We start from the raw sequence: 20,824 nt of genomic DNA on the forward strand, positions 1-20,824 counted from the left end.
ATTACATCATGGAAAATGCAAAGGAGATATTTAAAATGACCATTACATTAATAACGGGTGGTAATAAGGGACTTGGTTTTGAGACTGCACGACGCCTTATTGAACTGGGACAGACCGTATATATCGGCTCCCGAGATGCAGAGCGCGGAAAGAAAGCAGCCGAAGAACTTGGTGCTCGTTATGTTCTTCTTGATGTGACGGACACCAGTTCTGTGAATGCAGCCGCAACCGAAATCATGCAAAAAGAGGGGCGCATTGACGTTCTTATCAATAATGCGGGAATCACCGGAGCATACAAAAAGCCTGAAGATATCACCGTTGATGATATCCGCCAGACTTATGAGACCAACGTCTTTGGTATTGTCCGTGTTACCCATGCTTTTATTCCCTTGCTACGCCATTCGGAATCTCCCGTTATCGTCAATGTAAGTAGCGGTTTAGGATCCTTCGGTATGGTTACCAACCCAGACACATTGGAATCGAAAATTAACGCTCTTTCGTATACTTCATCCAAGTCAGCTGTAACGATGCTCACAGTGCAATATGCGAAAGGCTTGACTGATATGAGGGTCAATGCCGTAGACCCTGGTCCCACGAAAACAGACCTCTCTGGACAAGGACATCAGACTGTCCAGGAAGGAACAGATGCGATCGTTAGAATGGCTACCATTGGTAAAGACGGACCTACGGGAACCTTCACAGATCGCAAGGGAACAATTCCATGGTAATACCTGGTTCCAGTAATGATATAAGGGTCATGAAATCAATAAAAGCCTTCGCAATCGCGAGGGCTTAATACACAATGACGTTGATAATAGTTGTGATAATCGCTGCCACTAGCACCCGCAGCCCGTAAGCTTTCATCGGCAAGCTGCGGGTGGAATAGACAAGCTTGCTGCTCATTTTGTAGCCACCTTTGGCAGTTTATTTATAAATCGTAATGTACTCCAGTTAACTTTTCGGATAGTAGCCATAGCTTTTCCGCAAGCTGCGCGTCCAAGGCTTTTTTAGGAAAATTTACAAGCTTTGGTTTCTTAGCCTTTAGCGGGTTCATTCCTAGCCCTACGTAATTATCTCCTGTGACTGTCGAATCCGTCGCCGCAATGAGTGATGGCCAAGCTGATTGATCAGGAGAAGTTCCGAATATTTTCATCAATAGCAGTCCGAATGCTTTGGTTCCCTTCGGTGCATGTCTTCCGATCCCCGTAGGACTTGTACCGGGATGTACTGCTATAGAAGTGATACCTTTCTTCATCGCACGCCGATTTAATTCTCGGGCAAACAGCAGGTTCGAAAGTTTCGAACGGTTGTATCCAGCCATTGGCCCGTATTTTTTGTCCATTTTCAAATCAGAAAAATCTATATCCCCCATTTGAGCTGACTGTGCGCTAACGGTAACGATACGACCGTGGTTCTTCTCAATTAAAGGCAATAACAGACCTGTCAACGCGAAGTGTCCAAGATGATTGGTTCCGAAGTGCATTTCAAAACCGTCTGCTGTTAGTTCGCGAGTAGGAACTGCCATGACCCCCGCATTGTTAATGAGAATGTCTATTCCTGTCACTTTTGCGAGGATCGTATCAGCAAAGCTTCGAACTGACTTCAGATTGGCCAAGTTTAATGGCTCCACTAATACTTGAATATCCGGTACCGTTTGTTTCATCTTTATGATTGCTTCTTCCCCACGCCTGGAATCACGGCTTCCAATGATCACTTTGGCACCGCGCTTCGCCAGCTCTAATGCCGTGTAATAGCCTACTCCGCCATTACCTCCCGTTACTATAGCGGTTTTCCCTTCTAAGCTTGGAAGATCGTCAGGTTTCCAGTTTGGTCTCATATGTTATTCCTCCGAAATAAGTGAATAATCATTTATTTATGGTGAAAAAAATAGCGACACTACAGTATCGCTTGAAAAAGCTTTGTTACGCGGAATTATGCCTTAATAGCATCCCAGCTCATCTTGATGGCAGAATCTAATTGTTTACTATCCAGTATGGTCCCGTTCTTCAAATGTGATTTCAACAATTCGGCTATTGGCAAGATGGAGTAAACTACGAGCATGTTAATATCCTCCTTCTTCAACAGCCCCTGTCGAATGCCGTCATCAAACATGGCGAAGATCGGTTGAAACTGACTTACCGTATCCTCTAGGCACCATTTTTGGGGCAAAGGTGAATTCATTATTTGCTCCAGAAACAAAAAGTAATCTTTGAAGGACTGGATAAAATCAACATAGTTGCGGATGATAGCCTCAAACCGTTCGTGAACTGTTCGGGTATGATCCACTCCCTGAAACATTCTCTCGCTCATCTTACCTTTAATCTTCAAGTAGGTCTTGTAAAGCAGATCCTCTTTGTTCTCATGGTAAATATAAATCGTCGCTGCCGATACACTCGCTCTTTTGGCAATTTTGGATATCGACGTTTCTGCGAAACCAATCTCGTTAATTAGCTGTACTGTCGCGTCGAATATGGCTTCGACTTTGTTATCATCTCTGTATCGCATGAAACAATAATAAATGTTCATTTACTTATTGTCAACAATAAGGAATTGCTAAAATGGCTTGGGCTTTTCCATTGGCTGAGAGAACCTCTACACTTGTAAGATTCCATTTCTTCCTCTTGCAAAACCCACGCGCCGTAAGGACTCTCAGTTCCAAATTTCGCCCTACTTGTGATACGGTTCAGCTTAACGGGGCATGAGATGATCTGCTTCTGTCATTCAACTTTCTCTCACCGTTAGAGATAACTCTAAGTAAATTTCTTATATAAAAGAGATCATTCCACAAAAGCACCACGACAAATGGACACCTTAATATTCACCGTGAAATCCGTCTTTATAGGAGTCGTAGAAAGCAACCTTCAAATCAAGAATAGTCAGACTCTTTTTTAATTCATCAATTTGCCTTAACACTTCCTTACGGTGTTCGAGGATCATATCCCGCCGCGTTTCCGCAGTTTCTTCACCTGCCATTGCCATTTCAATATACTTCTTGATTTCTTTTATAGGCATTCCTGTATTTTTCAAGCAGCAGATAAATTTCACAATACCCAAATCCCTTTCAGAAAAGATCCGGTTTCCCGCCCCATTACGTCCCACAAAAGGCAATAGCCCTTCTTTGTCGTAAAAACGGAGAGTATGCGCCGTAACATCACACATCGCAGCTACTTCATTGATGCTGTACATCGTCCGCCACCTCAGAAATTTGTATTTTAAATACCCGCTTGACTTCGATAAAACTCTAAGTGTTAGCATTAAGTATATAGAGCGGCCCATTGATTATCAATCATGAGAATCAGACGTTGGTCATACGAAATGGAGCTTGAGCAGCAATCAAACAAAGGAGTGTAATAGAAATGGAAAAACTGCCCAAATGGACTGCCTCGGATATTCCATCTCAGCGAGGAAGGTCGGCTATTGTTACCGGCACAGGGGGGTTGGGTTACGAAACGGCCTTGGAACTGGCGAAGAATGAGGCAGAGGTAATTTTAGCCGGTCGTGATAAAGCAAAAGGGGCGGAGGGCGTAAAAAAGATCCGCAATAGCGTATCCTCAGCCAATATACAATTTGAGGAATTGGATCTTGCCAGCCTGGCCTCAGTTCAGGCATTCGCCGAACGGATGAATAAGGATCGTCAAAGTCTTGATCTTCTGATCAACAATGCCGGCGTAATGACACCACCAACCCGCAAAACTACGAAAGACGGGTTTGAACTGCAATTGGGTACGAATTACCTCGGACATTTCGCATTGACCGCCCATCTGATGCCCTTGCTGCGCAAAGGACAAAAACCACGTGTGATCCATCTTAGCAGCGTTGCCCACCGCAACGGAGCCATCCATTTTGACGATCTGCAATTCGAACGACATTATGATGCAATGAAGGCTTATGCCCAATCCAAAATTGCCATGATTATGTTCGCTCTGGAACTTCAAAGGCGCAGCGACGCGTCAGGTTGGGGGCTGCTGAGCATTCCGGTTCATCCGGGAGTTTCGCGCACGGATCTACTTCTCAACGGGGCTGGACCGAACAGTCCTGCGGGAATTACACGGAGGCTGCTAGGTCCGATCTTATTCCAACCGGCTGCCCAAGGCGCACTTCCGACTCTTTATGCGGCTACATCGCCAAACGCAAAAGGCGGAACTTATTATGGTCCCGGCGGATTCTCAGAACTGAGAGGCTTGCCACAACCGGGAAAGATAGCCCCACAAGCATTGGATACCTCTGTCGCATCTAGACTGTGGGAAGTATCAAAACAACTGACGGATGTGGATTTCGACAAAATCGCTTCCACGAATTAAAAATAGCATTGCGATTCTGATTACAGGAGGATAACCAGTATTATCAGTCTGCCTTTGTGTTCATACCTGACACACCTGTAAATTCGGCTCTCATAAGCCCCTTTTTAAATTTTAAAAATCATCGATAATCAGTTATTGACTTGGTGGTCAAGTAATAATAGAATAAACACATGAGCAGACCTAGAGAATTTGATGTTGATGATGCATTGCATCAGTGTATGGAAGTGTTCTGGACCAAAGGCTTTAAGTCAACCTCCTACGAGGATCTAACTCGTACGACGGGGGTTAAGAAGCAAAGTTTGTATTGTGTGTTTAATGATAAGCGCAGCCTGTTCCTGAAGGTGTTGGCACACTATCGCGAGCAAAATATTACAGCACTCGAAGAGCTTGAGGCACAGGATACGTCTCCTCTAAACAAGCTGGAATCTATACGCCTCTCTCTTCTGCGCGATGAAATAATGTCACGGGGATGTCTGATGGTCAATTCGGCCATGGAATTCGGAACGGAGGATGAACAGGTTGCCCGTGAAATAAAACTGATGTTCGCGGAGGCGGGACGCATAATAGAGAAGATTATCCGCAGTGCCCAGGAGCAGCAGCTGATCACGACCCGTTATACCAGCCAAGAGTTGGCAACTTATCTAAACAACGCTATTCTGGGAGCGAGAACCTTGGGGAAATCAGGTGCATCTCCAGAACAGATTGAGTCAGCTTTAAACACATCTTTTATGATGATTATGACTTGATCTTTTTTTTGCACCATTATTGACCGTGTAGTCAATAACTGTGTTACTGAGCATCAGACGACTGTAATCCAATAATTGAATCAATACATGGAGGTTTTTATGAATTATACTCAATCTGTTCAATCGCTGTTTCAGCCTGTTAATTTAGGGAATTTAAAGCTGTCTAATCGGATTGTAATGGCACCGATGACCCGTTATTTTTCTCCGGAGGGTGTGCCGGGCAAGGATGTGGCCGACTACTATCGCCGCCGGGCTGAAAACGGTGTCGGGCTTATCGTGACAGAAGGCACGGTGATCAATCATCCGGATGCTTGTACTCAAGCCAATATTCCGCAATTTTACGGCGAAGCTGCACTTGCAGGCTGGGCAAACGTGGTGTCGGCTGTACACGAGGCAGGTGGGCGGATCAAACCACAAATTTGGCACATGGGAGCCCGTGGACATGTCGGGGATTATACAGAAGCGGAAATTGCCGGCATCATTCATGCTTTTGCACTGGCGGCAGCCGAAGCCAAGCGGCTTGGATTCGATGGTATCGAGCTGCATGGCGCACATGGATTCTTAATCGATCAGTTTTTCTGGGAGAAAACCAATCCTCGTACGGACCGGTATGGCGGTGACATCGTTGCGCGCACACGCTTTGCCGTGGAGGTCATCGAGGCCTGCCGCCAAGCCGTTGGCCCGGACTTCCCTATTGTACTGCGTATATCACAGTGGAAAAGCAGTGATTACACAGCGAAATTGGTTGAAACACCGGAATTACTGGAGAAGTTTCTGGCACCGCTTGTTGATGCAGGCGTTGATATTTTCCACTGCTCCATTCGCCGTTTCTGGGAGCCTGAGTTCGAGGGCTCTGATCTGAGTTTTACAGGATGGACGAAAAAGCTTTCAGGCAAACCGACGATTACAGTCGGATCTGTTGGGCTTGATAGTGATTTTATGAGTATGTTCCCTGAAGGAGAGTTCATCGAAGGAAAGACAGCCAATAATGTCGGCATTGAGGGATTGATTCGAAAACTCGAGCAGGGGGAATTTGATCTGGTGGGCGTAGGTCGTGCACTGCTGGTAGACCCGGCTTGGGCGGTCAAAATTCGCGACGGCCGGCTGGAGGAATTGATTCCTTTTACAGCCGAGGCAGTGAAAGTGCTTTATTAAGTTTTGAAGTGAACTTACATTATAAAGCAGTAGCAGACAAACTCCTGAGTTCTGTTAAGAACAAAGGAGTTTGCTTTGTTAATTGGACGATATAATATCGAAAAATAGTAAATACCTGCTGATGAATGAGTTCTGCTCGGTGTTGCATTTTACTGCGCTGGGCGGAACGGCTGCAGGATTCGAATCCCTTCCTCAATGGATCCCTCCATCAGTTCCAAGAGCTGGGGCACCAGTTCCTGCATCCGGGGGGCGCTCAGGTGCCGATCGAGGGCATCCCGGTTTTCCCAGCGCTCGTAGATGATGAATGTACCCGGCTGGCCTTCTACCTCGTGAGCCTCGTAGTCAATGTTGCCCGGGTCGTTGCGCGACGGGGTGACAGCAGCAGTCATGAATGCCTTCATCTCGGCTTCTCTCCCTGCCTTAGCTCTCGCCTCCCAGAGTACAGTAACGTAATGATTCTTTGTATCGTTCATGCGAATTCCTCCTAATTTATAAATACTTCGTATTTTTGCTTTGCCGGTTTCTCAAATGGGAGAATCCGCCGTTTATGCTTGTTGACGAACCACATCCAAACGACGTGTTTGGTACTCACCCAAAGCTTTTGTTATCGAATTCGGATACTGTTTAATGGAGTCTATCATGGCAACCGCATCATCAAGTGAGTCATTAAAGCCTGCGCCCGTCATTGGTGACATGGTATGAGCTGCGTCGCCGATCATGGCTATTCTTCCTTTTGACAATATATTAGCGATGTATTCATTCACAGGTGTCCCGATTAAACTGCGCTCCCTAATGGCGATTTGCAAAATCGCATCATCTTCTTTATTCCAATTTGCTTGGCTGGTTTGTGATAGTTCCTCCAGCAGCGAATCCGGAATATCTTCACCGTATAAGGAATACTGGGCAACCCCGTCCTTTAACACCCCTAACTCAGACAGCAATGGATTATGCGAATGATCAAACCAGCAAAAACCTATCCATCGCTGGCCAGGGCTGGTCCTCCCCTCTATACCTGGCATCACCGCAGTTGTCAATGCACCGGCAGCGCTATTGTTGAAATAAGCGCTCGAAAGCTGCCGTTTTTTCCAGTCTTTCTTTGGCAGCAGTTCTTCGTCTACCTTCCCTACCCACGCCAGATAGCCAGCATAATCTGCAAAGGGTTTGTCAGGGTTTAAATAGCGGCGGACAATACTGCGATATCCATCTGCGCCAATCAAAAAGTCACTTTTAAACGTCTGCTGCTCTTCACTGGTAGCCCAAGCCGAGGATTCATTTTGCCCAACACTAACAATCCGTGTATTGTGCTGAAGGGTAATACCAGGTTCTTTAGCAACCGCATTGCGCAAACGTTCTTGAATGGCTGACCAGGCTTCAACATTGTTGTTACCATTGGATGCCAAGTGTCTTAACCCTCGTTCAATTGCACTATGACTATAAGGCTTTGTGTGTAAACGAATAAAAGCACCATTTCTTAATGATGAATCTGCACGTTCAAGAATGGTAACTGTATAACCAGAACGTGATAATGCAAGCCCCATCATTAGACCACCTAAAGATCCACCTACAATAATGGCATGTTCAAACTGTTTATGTGTCATCATTTATACTTCCGTTACTGCAGTTTCATCTGGCTGCGGAGCATCCGGTCGAGGAGTTTGTCCGGGAGAATACGAACCAGTCGGGTCAGCAGTGCCGCATCGGGACCGGCCGTATAGCGGGTGCGAGGCTTGCTTGCGTGGATTGCGCGCGAAACCACTTCTGCCACTTTCCGGGAAGGAATGCCGTCCTTTGCCCACGTTTCAGCCTGAGCCTTCACGGCGTCAAAAAGACGATCATGGCGTCGGTGCTGGTCCGGCGTCATCAACTTGGCCAGCCGCTCCGCTGTCGTAATCCCTTGCTCCGACAGGCCAGTGCTGACCCCACCCGGAGTGATCATGATCACCTTGAGGCCAAACGAAGACATCTCCCTGCGGAGACTGTCATTGATCGCTTCCATAGCATACTTAGCAGCCGAATAAATTCCGAAACCGGGCATGGAGATTTTGCCCCCAACTGAACCGATATTGACCACGCGCCCGCCGCTGTTCAGCAAGGCCGGGGTAAGCGCCTGAATAACCGCGACCTGTCCGATCACACTGACTTCGAACTGGCGGCGAAATTCATCGAGCGGAATCATCTCGAGAGGTGCATTAACGGCAATGCCGGCATTGTTGACCACTGCCCGCAAAGGGCGACCATGCGGATCTTGCTCCACCCGTTCTGCCAGCGCCTTTAGTGTGTCGATCTTGGTAACATCGACGATCACCGGATCGATATTTTGGCGTTTGATTTTGTCGGCGTCTTCCTGACGACGAACCCCCGCCAGAACGTGAAATCCTTCAGCGGCGAGCTGCTCCGCGGTAGCCCTGCCGATGCCGCTGGACGTACCTGTGACAACGACCAGTTCTTGAGTTTTGAATGACATAGTAACCCTCCTAAGTGGGATAAGATTTGGATCACGGTATAGCACTGTTATACCGGTATTATAGCACCGCTATACAAAACTGTCTATAGCGGTGCTATATTTTTTCTAGAAGTGTTGTCCTGCGGTAACTAATGCTCGCATCCTCCAAACATAAAAAAAGATCGCCATCCTCCTGAAGGTTCAGGTTGGATAGGCGATCTTTCTTATGTGTCTTCTAGCGTCTTCTAAATTGCATATTTGCCTGGAGTCTCCAGGCTCTGTCACCCGAATCCCTCATTCTGAATCGGCGTCCGTCCTTGGGATCAAAATGATCTTCATGACGCTCTCCCGAATGAGATCAACGACGTCGGGTTGGGGTGGGGGTGCCTTACGAATCTGGGCTGTCACGTACAGCCAAGAGGCCGTATTGGCGGAAGCCCAGACCAGATCTGCTGCAATCTGGGCGGACACAGCCAGTTTGCCTTCGGCGTCGACTCTCTGAATATTTTGCACCAGTGCTTGGTACGACTGATCTGCCGCTTCGATATGGGCACCCTCGAGCAACCGCCCCATCATCGCCGCATAAATCCGAGGACGGGCTGCCGCGAAGCGGACATAGTCATCCCATCCTTGACGAAGAGCCATCTCTGGAATGGCGGACTCCACAGCGGCAATCTTGCTTTCAAATAACTGTTTGAATGCTTCCACTATAGCTGCACTCAGGAGTCCATCGGCACTGCCGAAATGATGGTAGAGCGTAGGAGCCGTAACCTGTGCGATCGAAGTTACGGCTCGCGTCGAAAATTGGGCTCCGCCCTCCTCTTCGAGTACCTTAAGAGCAGCTGCTAATATTTTGTCATATGTGTTCATACGTCCATTATAGCAGTGCTATATACATATGTCCATGATGAAGGTTGTACGCTTGTGACCATAATCCCTGTATTGGTGACCAGATATTCTATTCAGACCTCATGGTTAGGCTAATTTTCTTTTCAGCGACTTGGCCCAATCGTATATCATAATTTCCACATTTAGAATTAGTTGATTAATATTTTGGGTTGTTCATTTGCAGGCCCTACAATCGTGTTTCCGCCGAAACTGAGATGCTGACCATACTTCTCTACGATAAAGCTGTTAAACGATCCATCTGCATCCACTGTGGCTGTGACTGTGGGAGCTCCTTTTTTGGTGAACGTCATTTGATCCTTATCCCATGCATTTGTTCCTCTTGCTCCCTTATATCCCTTCAAATCAAAATTTATCATCATTTTCGCATCTTTCATTGCATTCTTCATTAATGTATCCAACGTCAGCTTCTTGATCTTTGCATCTTTTTCTTTTTCTTCCTTTTGGAATTGTTCGTAATTATCTACGCCCTTACCATTACTTCGATCTACACCTGCTTGGAGCAGTTCCAGCGTTTGATCCTCAATCGCAAAGCTCACATCCATCGTTTTTGATTTATACTTATATTGATACACATTCGGTTTGCCATCAAGGACAAACACACGATCTAACTTTTCTCCTTTCTTGACCTTGCCATTGGTAAGCTTGGATAATACCTGAGCAGCCTTTTTCTGCACGCTTGCCGGGGCAGCGTCAGGTGCATAATTTACGCCATGCAGCTCCCCGTTGTCTTCCATATAAACTTGTTTATTTTGTTTGGCATTCGATGAGGTTGTACCCACCAGGTAGATTGACTCTGAGATGCTGACATACTTTGGTGTTTCCCCTGGGAACAAAGCTTCCCACGTTTTCTTCAGTTTGGTTTGATATTTCCCACCGTTTAGATCTTCATAATTGATGTTAATACCGATATCTTCGAGCTTTCCATTCTTTTTATAAGTAATAATATCGTGCTTGAAGTTCTCTCTTTTAAAACTTACAATATCTTTCATGGCCGTTCCCTGAATTAACGTATACGTATTTCCTGTTAGCTCTTTAAGTTTATCCTGAGCATGCTGCATAAGCTTCTCCTCAAGCTTAACATCTTGTGAAGCGTTGATATTTACCTTGTTAGGTGCATCTGCCTGAACAGGTGGTGTTTGGCATCCCTGCAAACTTCCTGATAATAAGGCTACCCCGAGAATAGGGAAAATTTTCTTTTTGTTCATATCAATGAACTCCTTTCTTTTGCTACCTCATGGTTTTACTGAAATATAAGTGCATCTCCAAGCTGCTTTCAATACATATCAGTCAATTAACAATTTGAGTTCTTCATTTGGGGGACCTACGATGGTCATTCCGTAAAAATCGATTTCTTGATCATACTTATCAATGGTAAAGCTCCTAAACGATCCGTCTTTGTTAAATCTAGCACTAACTGAAGGCGCCCCTTCTTTGGTGAACGTCATATAATCTTCATCCCATGCATCTGCACTTCTTGCTCCCTTATATCCTTTCAAATCCAGATCCAACATCGTTTTTGCGTCTTTCATTGCGTTCTTCATTAAAGTGTCCAATGTCAACTTCTTAATCTTTGCACTCTTTTCTTTTTCTCGTTCCTGGAATTCTTCATAACTGTCCACACCTTTACCATCGGTATGATTTACATCGGCTTGGAGCAGTTCCAGCGTTTGTTCTTCAATGGCAAAGCTGACTTCCATAGCTTCTGATTTATACTTATATTGATATACATTTGGTTTGCCATCACGGACAAACATACGATCCAACTTGGCACCCTGCTTGACCTTTCCATCGGTAAGCTTGGATAATACCTGATCAGCCTTCTTCTGCACGCTTGCCGGGGCATTGTCAGGAGCATAATTTACGCCATAAACCTCGCCATTCTCTTGCATATAAATTTGCTTATTTTGCATAGCATTCGATGAGATTGTACCCTCATAGTAGATTGACTCTGAGATATCCACATATTTCGGTTCTTCCCCTGGGAACAAAGCTGCCCACGTTTCCTTCAGTTTGGTTTGATATTTTCCACCGTTTAAATCATCATAATTGATTTTAATACTGATTGTTTCGAGCTTTCCATCAGCTTTATAAGCAATAATATCGTGCTTGAAATTCTCTCTTTTAAAATGGATAGAATCTTTCGTAGCCGTTCCTTGAATTAACGTATACGTATTTCCTGTCAATTCTTTAAGCTTATCCTGAGCCGTTTGCATAAGCGTTTGCTCAGATTTAGCATCTTGCTCAATGTTCACATTCTCGTTGTTATACGTATTAGCTTGAATCGCTGTATCATATCCAAGCAGGCTTCCTGATAATAAGGCTGCTCCGACGATAGGAAAAATTATTTTTTTGTTCATATTAATAAACTCCTTTATTTTTTATTTTTTATTTTGCTTACCCACAGCTTTTTAATGGAATGCTTCAGTCACGTTGAAATGAATCTATAGAAAAACAGTAGTCATCACCCCCTCTCTCTGCCTTAGACCGAGCAGCAGCACGTTCAACTTGCCAGGCAATACAGCTTGAGCCATTTTAATTCAGCCTAATCCCTGCATCTTCTTGATTAGTCCGTTCCTTTTTCAGATAACCGCTTTAGCTCAATTTTAATTGAATAGATCGTTCCTTTAGAGGTGAACAGCGCAGTCACGTCTGGAGAACCCGCTTTTGTGAAAGTTAATGTATCAAACCGTTCTTCAAGTTTGGATACGTTATAATCAGCCAAGTCCAAATTCATCCATACTTTAGCTTGTTTCACTGCTTCCTCACGAATCTTGTCCAGCTCAATTGCTTTTGTTTTCTCAACTAAGTCATGATATTTATTTTTATCATCCAATTTATTAAGTTGATCCGACAACGGAAAAGCTAATACCCTTGTGATCTGATTCGTGTTTTTTTGTACATCAATGAGGATAGAACCCTTGTGTGTATGATACACGAACTTATACACCGGATTTTGATCGGGTCTTAAGATCATTTGACTTACTGACCGTTCACTTTCTTTAAAATCCCCGACTTTATGAAAAGCTTGGTCCGCTGCATCTTTTGCAGCATCTGGAACCTGCTCCTCTCCAATCGTTTGTTCCGCATAATACCATTTACCTTGGTCAAAATCGATGGATCTGTTTTCGTTTCGCGCCTCTATGTGAAATGTGTTCGTATCATATTCGTACATAATCACATCATTAATTTCTTCTCCCTGGGGAAAAATCTCATTCCAGACCCTTTGCAACTGGCTTTTAAACTCTTGGTCCTCAATGTCATCAAAGCGAATCATACCTGTATGAAAATACTTACTGCCATCCAAACCTGTCGCATAAAGTGTATCCACCTTCTCATTTGGATTCATTTTCATTTCTTCGACAAAAGGATTCAAATATTCAAGCAATGATAGCCGCTCTATGGTTTGAGCCATGACAGGAGTTAGAGACACACAAAAAACAATCAATGCCGCTGCGATGACCCCCACTCTTCTTGTGAAGACTGGCTTTTGTCTTGACACGCTTTTGGATTCAAGCTTTTCTACAATCTGTTGACTCACGCTGTGCTCTGGCGTCTCCGTATCCCGAATCATTTGCTTCACCTGGTGAATACTTACGGTTTTAGATGGATTTGGTGATCGACGCATTCATTGTTCCTCCTTCATTGACTTCCTTCGTCTGTAGTCTTTTGCGAAGGCGTTCATACTTTTTGCGCACAGTTGCTGGTTTCATATTCATCATTTCACTAATCTCGTTAAAGTGATATCGATGAATCGCCCGGAGAATTAATATATGTCTCTCTTCGGCAGTCAGTAAATTTAGAAGATCCTTCAGTGTCGTTTGGCTGTCTATTGGCTCAGTCGAGGTCTCAGGCTGATCATATTTATAACGATCTATAAAACGAAGCCACCTTTTTTTGCCCCGGATTTGATTCAGACTGTAATTGTAGGCAATTTTGTACAGCCATGCCGAAAAAATCATATTTGGACGATACTTATGTATCTGTTCATACACTCTAATAAATATTTCTTGTAGAGCATCCTCGGCTTCTTCTTTGCTTTTGAGCATATGGTAACAATAGATATACATTGGTTTTTCAAATTTTCTTATAATGGAAGCGAAAGCTTCCTTATCACCAAGTTTAGTCCTTTCAATCAGCATCTCAATTTCTCCTGAGTCTGATTCATACTCTCTGTAGTCTCTATCCAAAAGTCATACCCCCTCCTGCCTACACTCTTAATACACCGATGCAGCTCATTTTGTGACAGCAACATCAAAAATAATACTTGGTAACATCATCGACCTTGAAAGGATGAAAAAGGCTGCGTCCCTGTCAGTCCGCGGAGTTCCTTTTGTGGCAACGAAACCTTAACAGAGATTATAATGATCGTATACGAAGTGCTTTGAGTCCATTTGGTTAATTACGATACGTATTCTTCCATATAAGTAATTAGAGGTGAGCTGCTTGAAAACAAATCGTTTCTCATCCGCATTGGGTGAGTTCATAAAATCGCGCAGAGAACGCTTGCAGCCTTCAGAGGCAGGGATCCAGCCGCTGCCCGGACGAAGACGCACTCCGGGGCTTCGAAGAGAAGAAGTCTCTTATCTTGCCAATATAAGCGCGACTTACTATACCTGGCTGGAGCAAGGCAAGGAGGTTAATCCTTCGCCGGAAGTGCTGCTAAGTATCAGCAAAGCGCTTCAGCTTGACGAAGACGAGCAGAAGCATCTGTTCGATCTGGCCAATGTAGACGCGGCGAATGTCGTCACAGTGCCGTATAACGGTGAGCCGGATATGGGAGTTTTGCAGAAAATCGTAGATCAGCTTTATTATCCTTCTTTTATCACGAACGAAGGTACGGATGTTATCGCCTGGAATCGGGCGGCAGAACTGATCGTGGCCGATTTCGGCAGTCTGCCGGACAACGAACGGAATATGATGGACATTATGTTTTTAAAGCCTGATTACCGCAACAGACTGGTGAATTGGGAAGGAGCTGCCCGTTACTCTGTAGCCGTTCTGCGGGCAAGCTTCGATCTTTACAAGAACAACCCGGTATATATGGAACGGTTTGAGCGCTTGACGAGGGAAAGCGTGGAGTTCGTACATTTCTGGGAGCTATATGAAATCAAACAAAAACGCGTAGCCACCGCTTTATTCCGTGTTCCTGACGCACAGGAGATGGAGTTCGAGCTCCATTCCGCGGGTGTAATCGATAATGACCCGGGACTGCACTGGTGTTTCTTTGTTCCGGTGTCCGGTTCAGGTACGGACGAGAGATTATTGCGTTTACTGGAGCAGGACAGGCAGCTCCCGTAGACTGTTACTCCCGTTCGGCAACGGATATGCTCCTCTGCAAGTAGCCGGTTTATTTATTAATCCTATCTACTTAAAGGGGAGCATATTTATAACACCCATCGGGTGGCTTCTGCCAATTTCACGGTTTAGAAAAATATAAAATTGCCGGCAATACCACATGATCAACAATCTCTTCCAATTTCTGATGCGACACCCATCCATTTTCAAGCATATACGTATAGCGAATTTGCTCAAAAAGAATTAATTTGGTCGCTTTGGGTGGGAATATTGTGATTTCTCCCCGTTGTACGGCCCGTTGAAGAACGTTATCCATAATCTTAATATTGGAAGCCGTTGCTTCGGCCAACATCTGGCCTGTCCGTTCTCGCTCCTGCTGGTTAATCATCTCGGAAAACAGCATTTTAAACAATCTAAACGGTCCATGATTGGACTCCAAAATAAAATGCTGACCCACATATATTAAATGATCACGGAGACTGCCTCTGTCAAAATCCAAATTCTTGAATTCCTCTTCCGATTGTTGCATCCGTTGTTGGACAGCTGCAAACACTAAATCAAACGGGGTATCCCAATAACGATAAACCACCGAACGGCTGGTATTCGCCTCACGAGCAATACGCGAAAAATTAATCGCACTGTACCCTTCCGTCTCCAGCAGACGATACGTTGCTGCATAAATATCATGTTGTAATTGGTCGCCGCGGCGGCGGCTTTTATTTGATTCTGTCATCACTCTTTCTCTCCTTGTACGTTCATTATACAGCAAACTGTATCTTAAATATATAAGATCCATATGTGTATCTAATTGACTTTTTAAGATACATTGATGTATCCTAATCTTAAAATAAGATACAGTTATGTATTTAAAGGAGAGGCAATCATGAAAGTTATTGTTTTAGGAGCATCGCACGGGGGTATTGAAGCGGTTGAAGCGTTACGATTGATGTGTCCGAAAGCGAACGTTCAATGGTATGACAAGGGAGACTTCTCCTCCACTTCGGCCAAGGAACTTGAATCCATTCAACAACAAGGAGTATCCATCTTCGGCAACACTGAAATAACTAAAGTAGAACCTGGCAAACACCAAGTGGAAATATTCAATCATATGACAGGGGAAACGCGAAAGGAGGGTTATGATAAATTAATTTTAAGTCCCGGGGCAAAGCCATTTATTCTTCCTGTCCCTGGACATCATTTAAAAAACATCGGTACGATGAGCAGTCGACAAGATATATTCAATATGAGAAAACATGCTGCAGATCCAGTTATTAATAACGTTGTTATTGTGGGCGCAGGATACATTGGGACTGGAGCAGCTTCATTATTCGCCGAATCAGGGAAAAAGGTTACGTTAATGGACATTAACGATCGTCCTTTAAGCTCCTATTTAGATAAAGAATTTACGGATGTACTTGAAAAAGAAATGAAAGATCGCGATGTCGAATTGGCACTGGGCAACTCGATTATCGAATTTGTCGGTGATGAAAATAATAGAGTAATCAAGGTAGTAACTAAAAAAGGCACCTATTCAGCTGACCTCGTCATCTTGTCTGCCGGCAATCGTCCCAACACGGAATGGCTGCAAGGCGCAGTGGAATTATTGCCGGATGGCAGAATTAAAACAGATGAATACATGCGTACAAGTGACCCCGATATTTTCGCCATTGGGGATGCAACAACGGTTTGGTACAATCCCGGTAAAATGCGGATGAATGTTTCATTAGGAACCAACGCGCGTCGTCAAGCACATTATGCCGTGAAAAACTTATACGAAGCCATTCATCCGCTGCCTGGTGTACAAGGCTCTTCAGGTGCGCAGATTTTCGATTATTATTTCGCTACAGCTGGTTTGAATGATAAAACGGCAAAAAAGCTTGGCATTGCAATAAAATCCGTTTATTTGGAACAAGAGACAGCCCTGTTTTCTCCGGAGACGACCGTTATGTTCAAACTGGTTTACGATCCAACAACTTTAGAGATTTTAGGGGGACAAATCATGTCTAAAGTTGATTTGACTGCTAATATCAACGCGGTCTCCCTTGCGATTCAAACCGGATGCACATTAGAACAATTGGCCTATGCCGACTTCTTCTTTCAGCCAGAATTAAACACGCCATGGAATGTAATGAATACGGCAGGATTAAAAGCATTACTGCAAGAGAATTTAATGTAACCGACTTTCACTTCGCATCAACGAGGATGTAGAAAGGGCTTTTCTTATGATACGGTTCAGCTTAACGGATTTATCGGCGAAAAATGCTAAAGGAGCATGGCGGGTGCATAGTCTCCTACATTTTCCGCTTGGCCTAAGAGTATGATTATGCCTTTATAAGCATGCAAAAAGGCCACCAAAGCAATAGGCGGCCTTATTATTAATGATTCAACTATAGTTCCCTGATAACAACCGTTCCAAGAGCACTGCCGCTTCCACCCGGGCCGTATGCGCCAAGTGTGCAAATTGATCTGCGCTGCGCCCCAGGTCCTACTCGTCCCATTGGGGACCGCGGACTCGGGCTGGATACTATTCAGGAAGCGCGTGTCCATTGCGACGAGCCGTTCGCTCTATGCCATCAGCAGTTACTTTGTACAGTTGGTGCGGCAAGTCGTGTCCCATGCCGTCAACCAACATTAGCTCGGCGCCCGGGATGGCAGAAGCCGTGTCCTCGCCACACGCCGGGACGAACAGGGGATCGTCCACCCCATGAATGACAAGTGCTGGTACTTTTATGGTCGCCAGCCGCGGACGACGGTCACCTGAGACAGCGATCGCAGCAATTTGTCGTCCGACACTGCCTGGGTCGTAGGCTCGCTGGACTTCCTCCAGAATGAGTGCCCGATAAGCGTCTTCTTCAAACGGATAGCCAGTGCCGGCGATGCGTTTGGCAAAAGAGAGGCTGTGCGCCAAAAAGCCTGCTTCATCCTCAAAGGGGTTCGGCGCCGGTTTAGTCATCATCGCCATGACATCCGGGGAAGCTTGCGGAAGGGTGGGATTACCGGAACTAGACATAATGGAGGTGAGTGATAAAACCCGTTCAGGGTACTCACTGGCTGCAATCTGGGCGATCATTCCGCCCATCGACCTGCCAACGAAATGTGCCCGTTCAATTGAAAGAGCGTCGAGCAGTCCGATAGCGTCGCCTGCCATGTCATCAAGCGTGTAAGGGATGTCCGGTCGCTGTCCTGACATGAGAGCAGTCGCCAGTGCGTCAAAATCCAGCGTGGGATAATGGCTAAAGTGTGTCGAGCAACCTACGTCGCGATTGTCAAAGCGGATGACGCGAAAGCCCCGCGCTGCCAACAGTTCACAAAACGGAACCGTCCAGCGGATCATCTGGGTTCCAAGCCCGGCGATTAGGATAATAGCCTCGTCATTTTCGTTACCGAAACTGTCATAGGCCAACTCAACACCGTTAACTTTTAGAATGTTCATGTCAAGTTCTCCTTCAATTAATTCGGTTTAGGAAGTTCTGCCATAGGCAGAAGGCGTGAATCTTCGATAGCTGCAGCCCGATGCCCGAATGCTTTCATTCATAAGTTCTCTTCAGGGAATGAATTAGCGGCTAATCTTTTGACATAGTTTCTGATATCAGGTGCCCAGTCATCGATGAAGTGGTAAAAACGATCCAAATCACCAGCATACAGTGCCCGCAGAGCTTCTTCGTATTGATGGAAGTTCCCGGCCATAGCAGTCATAAAGTTATATGTTGCTTCTTGTGACTCTCGAATTTTGCTCTGTTTTTCTCCAGCATGGCGAGCCTCATCAATGAGCTTTCGTAATGTTACCGACGCCCCTCCAGGTTGACTCTTGAGCCATTCCCAATGCCGTGGCAATAACGTAACCTCACCGGATACAACCCCCAGCTTAGGTCGACCGACTCGCCGTGTAGGTTGGTGATTCACCTCCGTACCGGACAAGTCACCAAACTGTTCTCCTAATCGTTTGAGCACGTCATCTGTCTTCCCACGAAAATCAACATCTATTTGCTTCCCCGTGGAATCGTCAAATATAAACAACTGTGTAAGGTCTTTGTCATCCAGAGTATCCTTCACTGTAGTAACAACTTGCTGTAACGAACCACTGGCGACGACTCCCACACCCAAAAATGCCGTGCAGTAAAAGCGCGTTAGGGCATTACTCATGTTGACCTCCTCTCTGCTTGCTTCACCAATTATACCCGGATAAAAATAAATAATCAATATTACCCGGGTAAAATATATTTTAACCACAATCTGGAGGAAATCAAACTAGCGCAAAGTATTCTGGCTGAAGAGGGGCTGAAAATATCTGCTGTACAAAATCATTTTGGCTTACTGTACCGGTTCGTGATTCTCGATTTGCTGATGGTAACGCTACAATAGTATAAAGGCAGAGCCGCTCTACATAACCGTCATAGACCTCCAGGTTAAAGCGCCATTGTACAGCTACGGCGATAGAGACCAGCGCCATCATAGCGGGTAGATCGACAGGTGTTTGTGAGAAGGTTGCTAAAGCCTTAACGTAATCGCGTAGCCATCCAGACCGATCTAATCAAGCTTCAAACCGAGAAGTCCCGGTTGGAACTTGAACTTTCCGAAGGCAACTCATCACCTGTCTCCTTCGAACAAGTACGTGAATTGATTCAGGGATTCAACCAGATACTGAGTACAGCACCTTTCGAACAGCGAAAAACGTTGCTACACCTGTTCATCAAGCGAATTACAGTAAACACAAGCAAGGAAATAGAGTCGATTGAACTGAGCTTTGACGAAAATGCAGACTCTTATTTCTCCTGTCGCAGTAGCGGCGGGGGATTCCTTCCGGCCTAAACAAGCACGGAAGCGGGAAAAAATCGAAATCGCCATCTGAACTTATGATAACGATTTCATAACTACTGCTCACCTTAGCAAATTATAGGGTGAGCTTTTCTTTCTTATGGCAGCAGTACATAAACATGCATCATGAGTTATTCCCTTGTGTAATCAAGTCTGTAAAAGCACTATAGCTTTACTCTACGTAAGACTCTATGTGTCACGGCTGTATATTACGGTTATACAGCATTTTGATACGGGGGTGAATAGGATGACAAGAAAACAAGAACAACCCAAGGACACGAGCAAGCACATACCTGGGAAGCTAAATCAGTTGGTGAAATGGAATAAACGTCCATTCTTGGACATGATGATTGACAATGAAACTCCTGCGAAGGAACTGGTGAAGTGGTGTAAGGACAATGAATTTCCGATCAGCCTTCCCACCATGTATTCTTACATGAAGCTGTGCAGCGAAGCCGTTGCGCATGGAATCACAGTGGAACTACTTCAGTCCAAGCTTCATGAGGAAAGCATGGAGAGGAAGATGGACGGGATGAAAAAGGCGTACACCAAAGCACACCAGCAGCGCAAGGAAAAACGTGCTCAAACAAAGGTGAAGATTAATCAAGAACTAGCAGGCCAAGACAGCGCGAAGCGCATTAGGCATGATCTGGAGCTGCTGGATGAGGTTATTCAAAGGGGCTTCGATAACCTATGTAAGATGGACGTTATCAGCCCTGTGGCAGCTCTCAAGGCTATCGAGTTGAAACACAAGCTCTTCAATGGAGGTACAGGAGGACACACCATTTATGGCCTGGAGGAGATCAGACTACGTGAAGCAGCACGGAACGAGGCGATTATAGCTGTTATCAAAGAGTATATCCCTGAGAACCAATGGCCCGAAATACTTCAGCGTATGGAACATGTAACACGCGAATTTTACGAATCCATTGGCTTAGGTGAGGCATATGCACAGATGGAAACGAGGGAGACTATTTTGAGTGATGCCGGAAGCCGCAGAGGAGAACGCCTGTGATGGACGTTCTCCCTTGTATTGGCTTAGTGGACGTGTTATGTGCTGTGATGAAGATAGTCAGGCCGTTCTATACATAGACCCGTCACAGGCTCCAGGTCAAACCACAGCTCGGCAGTCGCTAGATTCGGGTTTCAAAGGTTGCACT

22 protein-coding genes and 1 pseudogene are annotated in these 20,824 nt (G+C 45.3%); 8 read left to right on the forward strand and 15 right to left on the reverse strand.

From position 1 onward, the window contains the following. Window positions 1–35 precede the first annotated feature (35 nt). The gene (locus tag ACE5KN_RS18615) at window positions 36–728 is read left to right on the forward strand and encodes an SDR family NAD(P)-dependent oxidoreductase (RefSeq protein ID WP_375527176.1); all 693 of its coding nucleotides are present in this window, start codon (window positions 36–38) and stop codon (window positions 726–728) included. 200 nt (window positions 729–928) lie between these two features. Here ACE5KN_RS18615 and ACE5KN_RS18620 read toward each other — a convergent pair whose 3' ends face one another. The 3 genes from ACE5KN_RS18620 to ACE5KN_RS18630 all read right to left on the reverse strand — a co-directional run bounded on the left by ACE5KN_RS18620 (window position 929) and on the right by ACE5KN_RS18630 (window position 3,186). Beyond that, window positions 929–1,837: an oxidoreductase gene (locus ACE5KN_RS18620; protein ID WP_375527175.1), complete on the reverse strand. Its 909-nt coding sequence runs from the start codon at window positions 1,835–1,837 to the stop codon at window positions 929–931. A gap of 95 nt (window positions 1,838–1,932) precedes the next feature. After that, the gene (locus tag ACE5KN_RS18625; RefSeq protein ID WP_375527174.1) at window positions 1,933–2,505 is read right to left on the reverse strand and encodes a TetR/AcrR family transcriptional regulator; all 573 of its coding nucleotides are present in this window, start codon (window positions 2,503–2,505) and stop codon (window positions 1,933–1,935) included. 306 nt (window positions 2,506–2,811) lie between these two features. After that, entirely contained in the window at window positions 2,812–3,186 is a 375-nt protein-coding gene (locus ACE5KN_RS18630; protein ID WP_375527173.1) for a MerR family transcriptional regulator, read from the reverse strand. Window positions 3,187–3,356: 170 nt separating this feature from the next. Here ACE5KN_RS18630 and ACE5KN_RS18635 point away from each other — a divergent pair, with 170 nt between their 5' ends. The 3 genes from ACE5KN_RS18635 (at window position 3,357) to ACE5KN_RS18645 (ending at window position 6,202) form a co-directional block, all read left to right on the forward strand. After that, window positions 3,357–4,301: an SDR family oxidoreductase gene (locus ACE5KN_RS18635; RefSeq protein ID WP_375527172.1), complete on the forward strand. Its 945-nt coding sequence runs from the start codon at window positions 3,357–3,359 to the stop codon at window positions 4,299–4,301. A 170-nt stretch (window positions 4,302–4,471) separates the two neighbouring features. After that, on the forward strand, window positions 4,472–5,047 hold the full coding sequence (locus ACE5KN_RS18640; protein ID WP_375527171.1) for a TetR/AcrR family transcriptional regulator: 576 nt from the start codon (window positions 4,472–4,474) through the stop codon (window positions 5,045–5,047). Window positions 5,048–5,146: 99 nt separating this feature from the next. Beyond that, window positions 5,147–6,202 (forward strand): NADH:flavin oxidoreductase, encoded by a 1,056-nt coding sequence (locus tag ACE5KN_RS18645; protein ID WP_375527170.1) that lies wholly within the window; start codon window positions 5,147–5,149, stop codon window positions 6,200–6,202. A 149-nt stretch (window positions 6,203–6,351) separates the two neighbouring features. On the opposite strand, the gene ACE5KN_RS18650 is transcribed toward ACE5KN_RS18645, so the two are convergent. From ACE5KN_RS18650 to ACE5KN_RS18685, 8 genes are all read right to left on the reverse strand, one after another. Then, window positions 6,352–6,675: a putative quinol monooxygenase gene (locus ACE5KN_RS18650; RefSeq protein ID WP_375527169.1), complete on the reverse strand. Its 324-nt coding sequence runs from the start codon at window positions 6,673–6,675 to the stop codon at window positions 6,352–6,354. A gap of 72 nt (window positions 6,676–6,747) precedes the next feature. Next, window positions 6,748–7,803, reverse strand: a complete 1,056-nt coding sequence (locus ACE5KN_RS18655) for an FAD-dependent monooxygenase (protein WP_375527168.1) — start codon at window positions 7,801–7,803, stop codon at window positions 6,748–6,750. A gap of 11 nt (window positions 7,804–7,814) precedes the next feature. Next, complete coding sequence (locus tag ACE5KN_RS18660; RefSeq protein ID WP_375527167.1) at window positions 7,815–8,666, reverse strand: SDR family oxidoreductase; 852 nt, start codon at window positions 8,664–8,666, stop codon at window positions 7,815–7,817. 273 nt (window positions 8,667–8,939) lie between these two features. After that, window positions 8,940–9,515: a TetR/AcrR family transcriptional regulator gene (locus ACE5KN_RS18665; protein ID WP_375527166.1), complete on the reverse strand. Its 576-nt coding sequence runs from the start codon at window positions 9,513–9,515 to the stop codon at window positions 8,940–8,942. A 167-nt stretch (window positions 9,516–9,682) separates the two neighbouring features. Beyond that, the gene (locus ACE5KN_RS18670; RefSeq protein WP_375527165.1) at window positions 9,683–10,759 is read right to left on the reverse strand and encodes a hypothetical protein; all 1,077 of its coding nucleotides are present in this window, start codon (window positions 10,757–10,759) and stop codon (window positions 9,683–9,685) included. Window positions 10,760–10,837: 78 nt separating this feature from the next. Then, window positions 10,838–11,911, reverse strand: a complete 1,074-nt coding sequence (locus tag ACE5KN_RS18675; protein ID WP_375527164.1) for a hypothetical protein — start codon at window positions 11,909–11,911, stop codon at window positions 10,838–10,840. Window positions 11,912–12,117: 206 nt separating this feature from the next. After that, window positions 12,118–13,179, reverse strand: coding sequence for a hypothetical protein (locus ACE5KN_RS18680; protein WP_375527163.1), 1,062 nt, complete (start codon window positions 13,177–13,179; stop codon window positions 12,118–12,120). After that, a complete protein-coding gene (locus ACE5KN_RS18685; protein ID WP_375527162.1) occupies window positions 13,154–13,741 on the reverse strand; it encodes an RNA polymerase sigma factor in 588 nt (195 codons plus the stop codon). Before ACE5KN_RS18685 ends, ACE5KN_RS18680 begins: the two co-directional genes overlap by 26 nt. 247 nt (window positions 13,742–13,988) lie before the next feature. Here ACE5KN_RS18685 and ACE5KN_RS18690 point away from each other — a divergent pair, with 247 nt between their 5' ends. Further along, window positions 13,989–14,852, forward strand: a complete 864-nt coding sequence (locus ACE5KN_RS18690) for a helix-turn-helix transcriptional regulator (RefSeq protein WP_375533124.1) — start codon at window positions 13,989–13,991, stop codon at window positions 14,850–14,852. Window positions 14,853–14,970: 118 nt separating this feature from the next. On the opposite strand, the gene ACE5KN_RS18695 is transcribed toward ACE5KN_RS18690, so the two are convergent. Further along, window positions 14,971–15,582 (reverse strand): TetR/AcrR family transcriptional regulator, encoded by a 612-nt coding sequence (locus ACE5KN_RS18695; protein WP_375527160.1) that lies wholly within the window; start codon window positions 15,580–15,582, stop codon window positions 14,971–14,973. Window positions 15,583–15,732: 150 nt separating this feature from the next. Here ACE5KN_RS18695 and ACE5KN_RS18700 point away from each other — a divergent pair, with 150 nt between their 5' ends. Beyond that, window positions 15,733–17,025: an FAD-dependent oxidoreductase gene (locus ACE5KN_RS18700; RefSeq protein WP_375527159.1), complete on the forward strand. Its 1,293-nt coding sequence runs from the start codon at window positions 15,733–15,735 to the stop codon at window positions 17,023–17,025. Window positions 17,026–17,373: 348 nt separating this feature from the next. On the opposite strand, the gene ACE5KN_RS18705 is transcribed toward ACE5KN_RS18700, so the two are convergent. The 3 genes and pseudogenes from ACE5KN_RS18705 to ACE5KN_RS18715 form a co-directional block, all read right to left on the reverse strand. Further along, the gene (locus ACE5KN_RS18705) at window positions 17,374–18,282 is read right to left on the reverse strand and encodes an alpha/beta fold hydrolase (protein WP_375527158.1); all 909 of its coding nucleotides are present in this window, start codon (window positions 18,280–18,282) and stop codon (window positions 17,374–17,376) included. A gap of 98 nt (window positions 18,283–18,380) precedes the next feature. Beyond that, entirely contained in the window at window positions 18,381–18,992 is a 612-nt protein-coding gene (locus tag ACE5KN_RS18710) for a DUF2239 family protein (protein WP_375527193.1), read from the reverse strand. Between the two features lie 100 nt (window positions 18,993–19,092). Then, window positions 19,093–19,314: pseudogene (locus tag ACE5KN_RS18715) on the reverse strand (hypothetical protein); the annotation flags it as partial. A 92-nt stretch (window positions 19,315–19,406) separates the two neighbouring features. On the opposite strand from ACE5KN_RS18715, the gene ACE5KN_RS18720 reads away from it, so the two are divergent. Continuing rightward, window positions 19,407–19,658, forward strand: coding sequence for a hypothetical protein (locus tag ACE5KN_RS18720; protein ID WP_375527157.1), 252 nt, complete (start codon window positions 19,407–19,409; stop codon window positions 19,656–19,658). Window positions 19,659–19,911: 253 nt separating this feature from the next. Continuing rightward, window positions 19,912–20,679: a hypothetical protein gene (locus ACE5KN_RS18725; protein WP_375527156.1), complete on the forward strand. Its 768-nt coding sequence runs from the start codon at window positions 19,912–19,914 to the stop codon at window positions 20,677–20,679. Window positions 20,680–20,824 lie beyond the last annotated feature (145 nt).

This window comes from Paenibacillus terreus, from assembly GCF_042138595.1.
In the GTDB taxonomy this organism is placed as follows: domain Bacteria; phylum Bacillota; class Bacilli; order Paenibacillales; family Paenibacillaceae; genus Paenibacillus; species Paenibacillus terreus.

Coding starts and splice junctions, on each gene's coding strand:
- ACE5KN_RS18670 (WP_375527165.1), bottom strand. CDS start 10,759: ATGAACAAAAAGAAAATTTTCCCTATTCTCGGGGTAGCCTTATTATCA.
- ACE5KN_RS18700 (WP_375527159.1), top strand. CDS start 15,733: ATGAAAGTTATTGTTTTAGGAGCATCGCACGGGGGTATTGAAGCGGTT.
- ACE5KN_RS18635 (WP_375527172.1), top strand. CDS start 3,357: ATGGAAAAACTGCCCAAATGGACTGCCTCGGATATTCCATCTCAGCGA.
- ACE5KN_RS18660 (WP_375527167.1), bottom strand. CDS start 8,666: ATGTCATTCAAAACTCAAGAACTGGTCGTTGTCACAGGTACGTCCAGC.
- ACE5KN_RS18640 (WP_375527171.1), top strand. CDS start 4,472: ATGAGCAGACCTAGAGAATTTGATGTTGATGATGCATTGCATCAGTGT.
- ACE5KN_RS18630 (WP_375527173.1), bottom strand. CDS start 3,186: ATGTACAGCATCAATGAAGTAGCTGCGATGTGTGATGTTACGGCGCAT.
- ACE5KN_RS18645 (WP_375527170.1), top strand. CDS start 5,147: ATGAATTATACTCAATCTGTTCAATCGCTGTTTCAGCCTGTTAATTTA.
- ACE5KN_RS18705 (WP_375527158.1), bottom strand. CDS start 18,282: ATGAACATTCTAAAAGTTAACGGTGTTGAGTTGGCCTATGACAGTTTC.
- ACE5KN_RS18695 (WP_375527160.1), bottom strand. CDS start 15,582: ATGACAGAATCAAATAAAAGCCGCCGCCGCGGCGACCAATTACAACAT.
- ACE5KN_RS18680 (WP_375527163.1), bottom strand. CDS start 13,179: ATGCGTCGATCACCAAATCCATCTAAAACCGTAAGTATTCACCAGGTG.
- ACE5KN_RS18710 (WP_375527193.1), bottom strand. CDS start 18,992: ATGAGTAATGCCCTAACGCGCTTTTACTGCACGGCATTTTTGGGTGTG.
- ACE5KN_RS18655 (WP_375527168.1), bottom strand. CDS start 7,803: ATGATGACACATAAACAGTTTGAACATGCCATTATTGTAGGTGGATCT.
- ACE5KN_RS18650 (WP_375527169.1), bottom strand. CDS start 6,675: ATGAACGATACAAAGAATCATTACGTTACTGTACTCTGGGAGGCGAGA.
- ACE5KN_RS18665 (WP_375527166.1), bottom strand. CDS start 9,515: ATGAACACATATGACAAAATATTAGCAGCTGCTCTTAAGGTACTCGAA.
- ACE5KN_RS18620 (WP_375527175.1), bottom strand. CDS start 1,837: ATGAGACCAAACTGGAAACCTGACGATCTTCCAAGCTTAGAAGGGAAA.
- ACE5KN_RS18725 (WP_375527156.1), top strand. CDS start 19,912: ATGACAAGAAAACAAGAACAACCCAAGGACACGAGCAAGCACATACCT.
- ACE5KN_RS18675 (WP_375527164.1), bottom strand. CDS start 11,911: ATGAACAAAAAAATAATTTTTCCTATCGTCGGAGCAGCCTTATTATCA.
- ACE5KN_RS18615 (WP_375527176.1), top strand. CDS start 36: ATGACCATTACATTAATAACGGGTGGTAATAAGGGACTTGGTTTTGAG.
- ACE5KN_RS18625 (WP_375527174.1), bottom strand. CDS start 2,505: ATGCGATACAGAGATGATAACAAAGTCGAAGCCATATTCGACGCGACA.